General features: G+C 44.9%; 13 protein-coding genes and 1 riboswitch. Of the genes, 1 reads left to right on the top strand and 12 read right to left on the bottom strand.

What is annotated here, in order from left to right; genetic code table 11:
• Positions 1-80 precede the first annotated feature (80 nt).
• The 10 genes from oppF to moaA all read right to left on the bottom strand — a co-directional run bounded on the left by oppF (position 81) and on the right by moaA (position 9,093).
• Positions 81-1,067, bottom strand: a complete 987-nt coding sequence (gene oppF / locus AB4209_RS19455; RefSeq protein ID WP_009848634.1) for a murein tripeptide/oligopeptide ABC transporter ATP binding protein OppF — start codon at positions 1,065-1,067, stop codon at positions 81-83.
• Positions 1,064-2,035 carry an ABC transporter ATP-binding protein gene (locus AB4209_RS19450; RefSeq protein WP_012603544.1) on the bottom strand — a complete coding sequence of 324 codons (972 nt, stop codon included), beginning with the start codon at positions 2,033-2,035 and terminating at the stop codon, positions 1,064-1,066. The genes oppF and AB4209_RS19450 overlap by 4 nt, the downstream gene beginning before the upstream one ends.
• 42 nt (positions 2,036-2,077) lie before the next feature.
• Positions 2,078-2,980 (bottom strand): oligopeptide ABC transporter permease OppC, encoded by a 903-nt coding sequence (oppC, locus tag AB4209_RS19445; RefSeq protein WP_065676819.1) that lies wholly within the window; start codon positions 2,978-2,980, stop codon positions 2,078-2,080.
• A gap of 15 nt (positions 2,981-2,995) precedes the next feature.
• Positions 2,996-3,916 carry an oligopeptide ABC transporter permease OppB gene (gene oppB / locus AB4209_RS19440; protein WP_017062174.1) on the bottom strand — a complete coding sequence of 307 codons (921 nt, stop codon included), beginning with the start codon at positions 3,914-3,916 and terminating at the stop codon, positions 2,996-2,998.
• A gap of 112 nt (positions 3,917-4,028) precedes the next feature.
• Entirely contained in the window at positions 4,029-5,660 is a 1,632-nt protein-coding gene (locus AB4209_RS19435) for an ABC transporter substrate-binding protein (RefSeq protein ID WP_017063466.1), read from the bottom strand.
• 652 nt (positions 5,661-6,312) lie between these two features.
• Positions 6,313-6,768 carry a molybdopterin synthase catalytic subunit MoaE gene (gene moaE / locus AB4209_RS19430; protein WP_102321131.1) on the bottom strand — a complete coding sequence of 152 codons (456 nt, stop codon included), beginning with the start codon at positions 6,766-6,768 and terminating at the stop codon, positions 6,313-6,315.
• Positions 6,769-6,770: 2 nt separating this feature from the next.
• Entirely contained in the window at positions 6,771-7,016 is a 246-nt protein-coding gene (moaD, locus tag AB4209_RS19425) for a molybdopterin synthase sulfur carrier subunit (RefSeq protein ID WP_055319720.1), read from the bottom strand.
• Positions 7,013-7,492 (bottom strand): cyclic pyranopterin monophosphate synthase MoaC, encoded by a 480-nt coding sequence (gene moaC / locus AB4209_RS19420; protein ID WP_004734026.1) that lies wholly within the window; start codon positions 7,490-7,492, stop codon positions 7,013-7,015. Before moaC ends, moaD begins: the two co-directional genes overlap by 4 nt.
• A 12-nt stretch (positions 7,493-7,504) precedes the next feature.
• On the bottom strand, positions 7,505-8,017 hold the full coding sequence (moaB, locus tag AB4209_RS19415) for a molybdenum cofactor biosynthesis protein B (protein WP_004734027.1): 513 nt from the start codon (positions 8,015-8,017) through the stop codon (positions 7,505-7,507).
• An 86-nt stretch (positions 8,018-8,103) separates the two neighbouring features.
• Positions 8,104-9,093: a GTP 3',8-cyclase MoaA gene (gene moaA, locus AB4209_RS19410; protein WP_009848642.1), complete on the bottom strand. Its 990-nt coding sequence runs from the start codon at positions 9,091-9,093 to the stop codon at positions 8,104-8,106.
• Positions 9,082-9,234: riboswitch (molybdenum cofactor riboswitch) on the bottom strand. (Overlaps the previous gene by 12 nt.)
• A 194-nt stretch (positions 9,235-9,428) precedes the next feature.
• Between moaA and AB4209_RS19405 the strand changes: the two genes are divergently transcribed.
• Complete coding sequence (locus AB4209_RS19405) at positions 9,429-10,316, top strand: YvcK family protein (RefSeq protein WP_017062178.1); 888 nt, start codon at positions 9,429-9,431, stop codon at positions 10,314-10,316.
• A gap of 74 nt (positions 10,317-10,390) precedes the next feature.
• Here AB4209_RS19405 and luxU read toward each other — a convergent pair whose 3' ends face one another.
• On the bottom strand, positions 10,391-10,735 hold the full coding sequence (gene luxU / locus AB4209_RS19400; protein WP_017062179.1) for a quorum-sensing phosphorelay protein LuxU: 345 nt from the start codon (positions 10,733-10,735) through the stop codon (positions 10,391-10,393).
• A 24-nt stretch (positions 10,736-10,759) separates the two neighbouring features.
• The gene (gene luxO / locus AB4209_RS19395; protein ID WP_004734031.1) at positions 10,760-12,148 is read right to left on the bottom strand and encodes a quorum-sensing sigma-54 dependent transcriptional regulator LuxO; all 1,389 of its coding nucleotides are present in this window, start codon (positions 12,146-12,148) and stop codon (positions 10,760-10,762) included.
• Between the last annotated feature and the right edge of the window lie 152 nt (positions 12,149-12,300).

Genomic DNA, 12,300 nt, shown 5'->3' with positions numbered 1-12,300 from the left:
GCTCGGCGCACCAAAAAAAGCGCAACTCATAAACAAGTTGCGCTTAAGCCTGTCACAGGCTGAACCGGTTTAAATAGGCTCTAGACTTGCACGTGCAAGCAAGATACTGCGTGTACGTCATCGCCTTGGATAGTTGGCTTAGTTTGCGCACACGCCTCTGTTGCTTGTGGGCAACGTGTACGGAACACACAACCTGATGGAGGATTGATTGGCGATGGTAAATCACCTTCCAACATCTGAATCGTTTTGTTGCGCTCTAGACGAGGGTCTGGAATCGGAACGGCAGACATCAACGCTTTGGTGTACGGGTGCTTAGGGTCAGAGAATAAGGCATCTGATTCACCAAGCTCTACCGCGTTACCTAGGTACATCACCAAGACACGGTCAGAAATGTGTTTAACCACTGACAAATCGTGCGCGATGAATACCAAAGACAAACCAAGTTCTTTCTGTAGCTCTTTCAGAAGGTTAACTACTTGAGCTTGGATAGATACATCGAGTGCAGAAACCGGTTCATCACAGATGATCATCTTAGGCTTCAAGATAAGCGCACGTGCAATACCAATACGCTGACACTGACCACCAGAGAATTCATGTGGGTAACGGTTGATTACGTTTGGTAGTAGACCAACCTTTGCCATCATCTCTTTAACTCTGTCCTTCACTTCTTGTTTAGAAAGTTCAGGGAAGAAAGTCTCTAGAGGCTCAGCAATGATATCGCCTACTGACATACGTGGGTTAAGCGACGCTAGCGGGTCTTGGAAGATCATCTGAATCTCTTTACGAGTCTCACGACGCTTCACTTCCTGCATCTTAGTTAGGTCTTGACCTAACCACATCACTTGACCTTCAGTCGCTTCAACCAAGCCGATAATCGCACGGGCAAAAGTTGATTTACCACAACCAGACTCACCCACTACGCCTAGTGTTTCGCCTTCGTAAAGGTGAACATCAACCCCATCAACCGCTTTAAGGTTTGATGGTTTTGCCCAAGGCCAAGCAGACTTAGCTGCAATGCTAAAGTGAACTTTCAGGTCTTTAATATCTAATAGTAATTCTTTACTCATTTTGTCCAAGTCTCCCAGTCTGAAAAACAAGCACGCTGACGGTCTTTAGCAAATGGCTGCAAAATCGGTGCTTCTTGCTTACAACGGTCCATTACACGGTGACAACGGTCTTGGTAAGGACAACCTGTTGGTAGGCGAAGTAAGTTAGGTGGGTTACCTGGAATCGTCGGTAGAATTTCACCTTCGGTATCCAAACGAGGAATCGCTTTAAGCAGGCCTTCCGCGTATGGGTGGCTTGGCTCGTAGAAGATTTCATCAACCGTGCCGTACTCCATTGTACGACCCGCGTACATCACAAGTACTTTGTCACATGAGCCAGCAACAACACCCAAGTCATGGGTGATCATGATGATTGCCGTATTGAACTCATCTTTAAGTTCGTTCAGCAATTCCATGATTTGCGCTTGAATGGTTACATCCAGTGCCGTTGTTGGTTCATCAGCGATAAGTAATTTAGGACGACACAGCAGTGCCATTGCGATCATCACACGCTGACGCATACCGCCAGAAAATTCGTGTGGGTACATGGTGATACGCTTACGTGCTTCAGGGATTTTAACCGCTTCAAGCATGCGTACTGATTCTTCAAACGCCTCTGCTTTACCCATGCCTTTGTGCAGCATAAGTACTTCCATCAACTGATCACTTACTTTCATGTAAGGGTTCAGTGACGTCATTGGATCTTGGAAGATCATTGCGATCTGTTCAGCACGAACCTTGTTCAGCGCTTTTTCAGGCAGGTTGAGGATTTCATTGCCTTCAAACTTTGCACTGCCTGAGATGATGCCGTTTTTAGCCAGCAGCCCCATCAGTGCAAATACCGTTTGTGATTTACCTGAACCCGACTCACCAACAATACCCAGCGTTTCGCCTTGGTTAAGTGAGAAGTTCAAGTCGTTTACTGCGGTTACGATACCATCTTGCGTGGTAAATTCGACGCGCAGATCTTTGACATCTAATAAGCTCATTATTGCTTCCTTAATCTTTTATAGCTTTTAATTGCTATTTCGTTATCTGTCTTTTGGATCAAGCGCGTCGCGCAGACCATCACCTACGTAGTTAAAGCAGAACAGCGTAACTACCATGAATGCCGCAGGGAATGTTAATTGCCAGATTGCAACTTCCATTGTTTGCGAGCCTTCTTGAAGCAATGCGCCCCAGCTTGTCATAGGCTCTTGAACACCAAGACCAAGGAAAGATAAGAATGATTCTGTAAGGATCATGCTTGGAATAAGCAGCGTAGAATAAACCGCTACGATACCCAGTACGTTCGGTACGATGTGACGTGTAATGATCTTCCATTTGCTTACACCACATACGTGTGCGGCTTCAATGAACTCTTTACTACGCAAGCTCAGCGTTTGACCACGTACAATACGCGCCATATCTAGCCAAGCAATCGCACCAATAGCAACGAAGATTAGGATGATGTTACGACCAAAGAACGTTACCAGGACGATTACTAGGAACATAAATGGTACCGCGTACAAGATCTCTAGGATACGCATCATCACTCGGTCAGTACGACCGCCGATGAAGCCTGAAGCTGCACCGTAAAGCGTACCAATCAGTACCGCTACGAAGGCACCCATCACACCAACCATCAATGAGATGCGGCCACCGACAAGAGTACGAACGTACAAATCACGACCTAAGCTATCTGTACCAAACCAGTGATCCGCATTCGGACCAACGTGCATTGCGTACCAGTCAGTATCATCATAAGTGTACTGAGCCAGCATTGGTAAGAAGATAACTGCCAGTACCATAAGCGTAAGAATGAACAGACTCACCATCGCAGCTTTGTTTCGCATGAAACGAATGCGCGCGTCCTGCCACAAACTACGACCTTCAATCTCTAAGCTCTCAGAGAACTTTTCGATCGCTTCTAAATTTTCTTTTTTCTTCAACATAACCATGCGTCCCTGTTAGTAGCGAATTTTCGGGTCAATAAGCGCTAGCAAAATATCAACGATTGCGTTGAACAAGATGAATAGGAAACCAATCAAGATGGTTACACCCATTACTAGCGAGTAGTCACGGTTAAACGCGGCGTTAACAAACAGCTTACCGATACCTGGTAGGCCGAAGATGGTTTCAACAACAACTGAACCTGTGATGATACCTACGAACGCAGGTCCCATGTAAGAAACAACAGGTAGCATTGCTGGCTTAAGTGCATGTTTTAGAATGATATAACGGTAGCTTAGACCTTTTGCACGCGCAGTTCGGATAAAGTTACTGTTTAGCGTTTCAATCATGCTACCGCGAGTAATACGAGCAAAGGTTGCTACGTAAAGAAGAGACATCGCGATAACAGGCAGCACGATGTACATAAATGTACCGCCATGCCAACCACCTGCTGGGAATATGTTCCAGTGCAGGGAGAAAAGGTAAATAAGCGCCGGTGCCAACACGAAGGATGGCATCACCACCCCGAGCATGGCGGTCGACATTATGGTGTAGTCGACCCAGGTATTGTGCTTCAAGGCGGCAATCGTCCCGACGGTGACCCCCATCAATAGTGTGAAGATAAAGGCAACGAAACCTACCTTCGCAGATACTGGAAGTGCAACCGCGATCAGCTCATTTACTGTGTAATCTTGGTATTTAAAAGAGGGACCGAAGTCACCTTGTAAGATATTTGTCAAATACGTAGTGTATTGTTCAAATACTGGTTTATCCAAGCCGTATTTAGCTTCGATGTTAGCCATAACTTCTGGCGGTAATGGACGCTCGCTTGAAAACGGGTTACCCGGTGCGAAACGCATAAGAAAGAAAGATATAGTGATCAACACCAACATGGTTGGAATCGCTTCAAATATCCGTTTCATAATGAATTTAAGCATAAACTCACTCTTTCAGTCTGTGACAATTAAAATTAGAAAGACGCTACATGCGCGCCCTGCGCATGTAGTGCCTGTATCGTTATATTTATATTAACTTTTGAATCGAAGCTGATTATTGAGCTTTGATGTATAGGTCTTTCGAGAAGATCTTGTCTTCCGCGTTGTTGATTGGGAAGCCACCGACATGCGGGTTAAGTAGACGAGATTTCACGTATTGGTAGATAGGAGCGATTGGCATATCGTTAGCCATCAACTTCTCAGCTTCTAGGTAAAGTGCTTCGCGCTCTTCTTCTGAAGTAGAGTTAAGTGCTTTGTCGATGATTTGATCGTAAGCCGCGCTATCGTAGTGAACACCACCAGTAGTGTTGTTACTCTTCATTAGTGTTAGGAAAGAAGACGCTTCGTTGTAGTCACCACACCAACCGGCACGTGCAACTTCGAAGTCACCAGAGTCTTTAGAAGATAGGTATGTTTTCCACTCTTGGTTTTCAAGTGTTACTGAAAGACCTAGTGTTTTCTTCCACATTGAACCTAGTGCTACAGCAATCTTCTTGTGGTTCTCTGAAGTGTTGTAAAGTAGGTTGAATTTAAGTGGGTTGTCTTTACCGTAGCCCGCCTCTGCAAGAAGACGCTCTGCTTCTGCGTTACGCTCTTTTTGAGACATCTTACCGTAAGCAGGTAGCTCAGGGTTGAAGCCAGCAGTGATTTCAGGCGTTAGGAAGTAAGCAGGTTTTTGACCTTGCGCTAGGATAGCACCTGTTACGATATCACGGTCGATCGCGTAAGAGATTGCTTGACGAACACGAACATCATCAAATGGTGCTTTCTTCGTATTGAAGATGTAGTAGTAAGTACATAGGTTACCCGCTACAGATACATCTTCTGCGTACTCTTTTTGAAGACGCTTGAAGTGCTCAGTTGGAAGTTCGTTTGTGAAATCGATTTCACCAGATAGGAAACGGTTCATTTCCGCTACTTGGTTTTCGATTGGTAGGAACGTTACTTTGTTAAGAACTGTTTTATCGTTGTCCCAGTACTGTTCGTTACGCTTGAGTACTAGACGCTCGTTAACAACCCATTTATCAACAGAGAATGCACCGTTGCCAACAAAGTGCTCTGGCTTAGTCCACTGGTCACCGTATTTTTCAACAGTTGCCTGGTGTACTGGCTTCATTGTTGTGTGGCCCATCATCATTACGAAGTATGGTACCGCTGTTTCTAATTCAACAACTAGAGTGTTTGCATCCACTGCTTTAACGCCTAGTTCACTCTTGTCTTTCTTACCCGCTACGATATCTTTCGCATTCGCCATCTTGGTGTATTCCATGTACCAAGCGTATGGAGAAGCCGTTGCAGGATCAACTGCACGTTGCCAGCTGTATACAAAATCTTGAGCTGTTACAGGATCGCCGTTAGACCATTTTGCGTCTTTGCGTAGGTGGAAAGTGAATGTTTTGTTGTCTGTCGTTTCCCAGCTTTCCGCAACACCAGGGATAGTGTTGCCGTCGCCGTCTTGGTTCACTAGACCTTCTAGAAGATCACGAATTACGTGAGATTCTGGTACACCTTGAGATTTGTGTGGGTCGATAGTTGCAACTTCAGTACCGTTACCGCGAACAAGTTCCTGAACTTTTGCCAGTTCTGTGCCTGCTGGAACTTCAGCAGCGATAGAAAGAGTAGAAGAGGCAGCCACTGCCAAACCAGCACCTAGAAGAAGGGCCTGAGTGATTTTATTCTTGTACATTTAATAAACTCCAAGTTTTATGTATTGCATCCATGACTTCTTTGCTTGGTTCACTGAACGGCAGTGATTTAGATTTATTTAGCTCAAAATTTAAGCATAAAAATCTAAAACCTTACAAAGATTGAGGCACACACTATCAACCATTGAAGTAATTTGCCACAAACAAGTCGCAAAAAATCGGATAATTCTCCAAAATACTTAAGGTATCAGTGTAAATATCTAAAAAACCCCAAATCAGTAGTGACTTGCGTAGAGGGATTAATTAAAAAACAGCCTTTAGTGTTGATGTATCTGTGTTGATACTTTTTTTTAGCATCTTATGCTAGAACACTGAGCGCAAATTAACATTAATGCCACATGAAATCTAATTGCACATCACATATCACCTAAACCGTCTACACTATTTGTGAGGATAATCACTTTATACAAGACAGCATAATGCTCTGCACCAAACCGGGTTATCCAATGCACCAATTAAGACAAAATTACGCGCTGAATTTATATGCAACCACAATGAATTATCATTTGTCAAATCAATGATTGTCTATAAATAGATTTATAGCAGGTACAAAAAAACCGACCTAAGTGGTCGGTTTTTGACTGTCTCATATACAAATGAGTAAATGCTGAAGCAACATCACTTTAAGAGAAATTACTTCTCCCAGCGTTCCGCTGCTTTCGTGTCTGAATCACGAGAATCAACCCAACGCGTCGTTTCGGTCGTGCGTTCCTTTTTCCAAAAGGGAGCCTTGGTTTTCAGGAAGTCCATAACGAATTCACAGGCTTCAAATGCAGCACCACGGTGTGCACTGGATACACCAACGTAAACAATCTGGTCGCCGATATCTAAGTCACCTACACGGTGGATAACACGCATCTTCTGAATAGGCCAGCGAGCCTCAGCTTGGTCACAGATCTCGCTCAGTGATTTTTCTGTCATACCCGGATAGTGCTCCAGAGACAAACCAATCACATTGTCGCCAAGGTTCATGTCGCGCACTTTACCAACGAACGTCACAATCGCTCCGGCAGCTGTACCTTGAGCCAAGTAGTCGTATTCGTCGCCTACATAGAAATCCTCAGCTGTCACTAATACTCTTGGATCCATGCTTAGCCTCCAGTCACTGGTGGGAAGAAAGCAACTTCATCACCGTCTTTCACTTCAGTCGTCAAAGGCACGATAGATTGGTTAAGCGCAGCCAGAAGCTTGCCCTCTTCCAAAGCGATATCCCATTTGCCTTCTTGTTCTACAAGGTGGCTGCGAATCGCTTCAATCGTTTTGAACTGTGCATCAACTTCAACGCTGTCCACACCAACAAGTTCACGAGTTTGAGCAAAGAAAAGTACTGTAATCATGATTCCACCTTGAAGTGACCAGATTTACCACCCGTCTTCTCTAACAGGCGTACATTCTCGATAACAATGTCTTTCTGAACAGCTTTACACATATCGTAAATCGTTAACGCAGCAACAGAAGCAGCCGTTAGCGCTTCCATTTCTACGCCTGTCTTACCAGCAAGTTTACAAACAGATTCGATGCGAACCTTGTTTTCAGACTCGATAGCTTCAAGCTGCACTTCTACTTTAGTTAATAGCAGAGGGTGACACAGTGGAATCAGATCCCACGTCTTCTTAGCCGCTTGAATACCTGCGATACGTGCCGTTGCGAAAACATCACCTTTATGGTGGCTACCAGAAACAATCAGCTCTAGCGTTTCAGCAGACATTTGAACGAAGGCTTCCGCTCTCGCTTCACGTACTGTTTCCGCTTTAGCCGATACATCGACCATGTTTGCTTCGCCAGACGCGTTAATGTGTGTAAATTGGCTCATACTCAAACCGCCTTATACAGAAAGGTGTGGCATGAAGTTACAAGGACGGTGGCTAGCATCCATCTGTTGCTTGATGATCTTAGTCCAACCGGTGCGGCAAGCGCCTGTAGAACCTGGCATCGCAAAGATAACCGTGTGGTTAGCAAAACCCGCAATCGCACGAGATTGAATTGTCGAAGTACCGATCTCTTCGTAAGATACTTGACGGAATAGCTCACCAAAGCCTTCTACTTCTTTGTCGAACAGTGGCTTAAGCGCTTCAGGCGTGCTGTCACGAGAAGTGAAACCAGTACCACCCGTGATCATGATAGCTTGTACGCTTTCATCAGCGATCCATTTAGATACGATCGCACGGATCTTGTACATGTCATCAATAACGATTTGCTTATCAACCACGTTGTGACCCGCTTCTTTAGCATGCTCTGCTAGGTAACCGCCTGAAGTGTCGTTTTCTTCTGTACGAGTATCTGAAACCGTTAGTACTGCGATGTTTGCTGCTTGGAATTTGCTTTCTGCGTGACCCATTTGTTCACCTATATAAATTTTTCATTAGACTGATTCGCCCAGCCTGAAGAAGCTGAGCGATAAAATGCTTTAGAGTGTGTAGCGGGTTAACCGCCGATTGACGCCAAGTTTGGAGTCATGCCGCTGTTGCCATCGTGTAAGAAGTGGCTAACGGACTTGGTTTGAAGCTGAGCCTGAATTCGATCAATGAGTTCTTGCTCTTGTTGATCTTCTTGAATCAGATCTCTCAGTTCAACACCATGGTCGCCAAACAGACATAAGTGAAGTTTACCGGTCGCAGAAACGCGCAGTCGGTTACAACTCTCACAAAAGTCTTTCTCGTAAGGCATGATCAAACCGATTTCACCCTTGTAGTCTGGGTGGACAAACACTTGCGCCGGGCCATCGTTAACGGCTTTGACTTTTAACAGCCAACCATTAGCAATAAGCTGGTTGCGAATCGCAACGCCAGACACATGATGTTTATCGAACAACTCGTCCATCTCGCCGGTTTTCATCAGCTCGATAAAACGTAATTGAATAGGTTTGTCTTTGATCCAATTAAGGAAGGCTGGTAATTCCTGACTATTGAGGTCTTTCATTAATACGACGTTGACTTTGACTTGTTCAAAGCCAACCTCAAACGCTTTATCAATGCCTCGCATAACCTCAGTAAACTTATTCTCACCAGTGATCTGATGGAACATGCGCGAATCTAAACTATCCACGCTCACGTTTATATGGGTTAAACCAGCATCACGCCATTGCCCTACTTGTTTCTCCATGCGGTAGCCATTCGTTGTGGTGGCTACTTTTTCGATGCCTGGAGTAGAAGCAACGGTATGTATGATTTCAGGAAAGTCTTTACGCAGACTCGGCTCTCCGCCTGTAATGCGGATCTTTGAGGTACCACAATCTGCAAACGCTTTAACAACGCGTTTGATCTCGGGAACACTTAAAAAAGACGAGTTTTTTTGCCCTGACGGTTTGTAACCATCTGGCAAGCAGTAAGTACATTTAAAGTTACAGACGTCTGTAACCGACAAGCGCAAGTAATAAAACTTGCGATGGAATCTATCTTCGAATTGTTGCGCCACGGAACACCTTTCCAAACACGGGAGGCATAATCATTTCCAATTAAGCCCTTGTGACAACATGTCACTGGCTCTTGATGCGTATCGGTACAGCAAATACCACTGTGCGACTTAGCATGCGAGAGCTCGGAGTTATGGCAACTGAGCGTTATATTCACACGCGCAGTAGCTGAGTAATAAAATACTTAATATTTGTACGTGAATCTAGCTCTGATGGTAAAAAACGGGTCACATCGGCAAAAAAAACGTATCAAACGCTCAAAATAACTCTTGTTGAGTATATAGCGAGAAGCATTTAACCTAAATTATAGTTGGTAATAACCTAACAAGAACAATAAATGAATATTTACTCTTCAAAGAAAGTCGTAGCAATCGGCGGTGGCCATGGCTTAGGTCGCATGTTAGCTGCATTAAAAGACTTTGGTAACAACGCAACTGGCATTGTTGCAACGACAGATAACGGCGGTTCCACCGGACGTATTAGAGATTGCCAAGGTGGCATCGCATGGGGAGATACACGCAACTGTATCAACCAATTAATCACAGAGCCTTCAATCAGTTCGATGATGTTCGAATACCGCTTTCGTGGTCAAGGTGAGCTAGACGGTCATAACTTGGGTAACCTAATGCTGACGGCGTTAGACAACCTTTCCGTTCGCCCATTGGAAGCAATTAACCTGATTCGAAATATGCTCAAGGTCGATGTCAATATCGTGCCGATGACTGAGCATCCTTCAGACCTCACGGCTCTATCAATGGACGGCCGCTGGGTTACCGGCGAAACCAACGTTGATGACATGACGGAAAAGCTGCGCATGATGGACTTGTCTCCAGAAGTGCCAGCAACCAAAGAAGCCGTTGCTGCCGTTGAGCAAGCAGACTGCATTGTCCTTGGCCCTGGAAGCTTTTTAACCAGTGTGATGCCCCCTCTTCTCCTTCCAGAGATTGGCAAAGCAATCTCTGAGAACACCAAGGCAAAAGTTATCTTCGTTGAAAACCTTTCACCAGAGCACGGTCCCGCAGGGAAAATGACGCTTCAAGAGCAATTGGAGTGGTGTGAACGTACCTGTAAGGCAAGGAAAATAGACATCGTGTTAGGCAATGAACCTCACCCGGAACTAGAAGTGCAATGGAATTGTGTGACCACAGATCTTGCATCGGCAAACCGAGATTGGCGACACGACCGTGTGAAGCTTCAACAAGCCATTGAAGCCCAGTTGGCGTAGCCATAGGTTCAAGCGACAAACAACAAAAAAGGAGCATGCTGCTCCTTTTTTAATCTCAGTAATAACTCGCTGTTTTAAAGGTCCGTCATCAACTGCTGATATTCAGTGTACGTCGATAACAGGAGGTCTTGCATATCTTGAAAATCAATCTCGGTTACAGGCAACGCTTGCTTCACTTTTGCGTCTAAGCTAATCGCAAAACTACACAAAGAATCCGCACCAAAGCTTGCTGCGCTGCTCTTAAGCGCATGACTGATATCAGCCAAGTACTTAGAGGTATCCGACTCTTTATTTATCTCTAGGTGTTCGTAGTAGCCTTTCAACTCACCTAAAAAGATTTCCAGTAAAACCGGGACATTCTCTTGGCCTATTTCGCCGGCAAGCTCATCAACTTTTTGCTGATTTAATACTTTCGTCATTATTATTTTCTTATTGTTTGTTGATTACTGCTTCGCATTCCACGTTTGCAACTTACGGTATATCGTCGATGGACTGACATCTAAGAAACCTGCCGCACGAGGGATGTTGCCATCACACGCTTTAATGGCCTGCTCGATAGCCGTTTTCTCAGTGATCCACAATGGGAAAATATCTTTTACCGTGATGTCTTCATTCTGCTTCTCTTTCAATCGCAGACTGTTTTCAATCGGTTGGTTCAACGGTGGTGGAAGCATGTTGAGAGTAATCTCTTTGCCGTTATTCAAAACCACCACGTTCCGCAACACGTTTTGTAGCTGACGAACGTTACCCGGCCACTCATATTGATTAAAGCGATCAAGTACTTCCTGAGCAAAACGTACAAACGCCTTCCCCTCCTCGACCGACATATAGCCTAGCAGAGAATACGCGATCTCGATGACATCTTCACCACGCTCACGCAATGGCGGCAAGTGCAATGGAATCACGTATAAACGATAGTATAAATCTTCTCTAAAGCGACCTTCTTGTACTTCTTTCCAAGGGTCACGGTTGGTCGCACACACAAAACGAACGTCGACACTCTTCATCTTCGAAGAGCCGACTTTTTGGAAAGTACCGGTTTGGATAAAGCGCAGCAGCTTGGTTTGCAGCTCTAAGTCCATTTCGCACAGTTCATCAAGGAACAGTGTTCCACCATCAGCAAGCTCAGCAGCACCTTGGCGATCGGTCGCAGCACCGGTAAAGGCACCTTTAACGTGGCCAAACAGCTCACTTTCAATCAGGTCTTTAGGGATAGCGGCACAGTTAATCGCGATGAACGGCTTATCGCCACGCTTACTCGCCGCATGAATGGCTTCTGCACATACCTCTTTACCGGTACCACTTTCACCAGTAATGAAAATGCTCGCCTTACTCGATGCAGCAGAATCGATAGTTCGGTAAACCTGCTGCATGGTTTGGCTGCTGCCGATAAAACCTTGGTAGTTCTGGTTTCCCGGGTGTTCCGAGCTATTTTTAAGTTTGGTGGCTTTGCGGATCGCATTATTCACCGTAATACGGAGTCGGTCGGCTTCACACGGTTTGATAAGGAAATCTTGAGAGCCATGACGCATCGCTTCTACAGCGGTATCGATAGAGCCGTGAGCCGTCATGAAGATAACTGGAACTTCAGGGTATTTTTGTTTTACAGCAAATAGTACGTCCATACCCGTCATATCAGGCAGACGTAGATCTAATAAAATAAGGTCTGGGATTCGATGATTCAAACTCTCGATTGCATCGCGGCCAGTGCCGACAATGTTGATATCAATTTCGAGCGGTGTAAGATACGAGCGATATAAAGCTGCTACCGAAGCGGTATCCTCTACCATCAACAAATACTTCGATTTGTTATCTAGCGTTTTTGATTGCATATCCTAGCCATTTATAATTTGCATTTCTTATTATAGTCGCATTCCGCTTTGCATTATGCAAATATTAGCCACAGTATTTGTAGTGTGTTTTTTTACTTGCTTCAAACAATCAATGTTTTATCTATCTGGCACGAACGATGCAACGGTATAAA

The organism is Vibrio sp. 10N.286.48.C11 (assembly GCF_041469805.1).
GTDB lineage: Bacteria > Pseudomonadota > Gammaproteobacteria > Enterobacterales > Vibrionaceae > Vibrio > Vibrio crassostreae_C.
The sequence above is the reverse complement of the archived record's forward strand: the minus strand, read 5'-3'. Positions and strand labels throughout refer to the sequence as shown.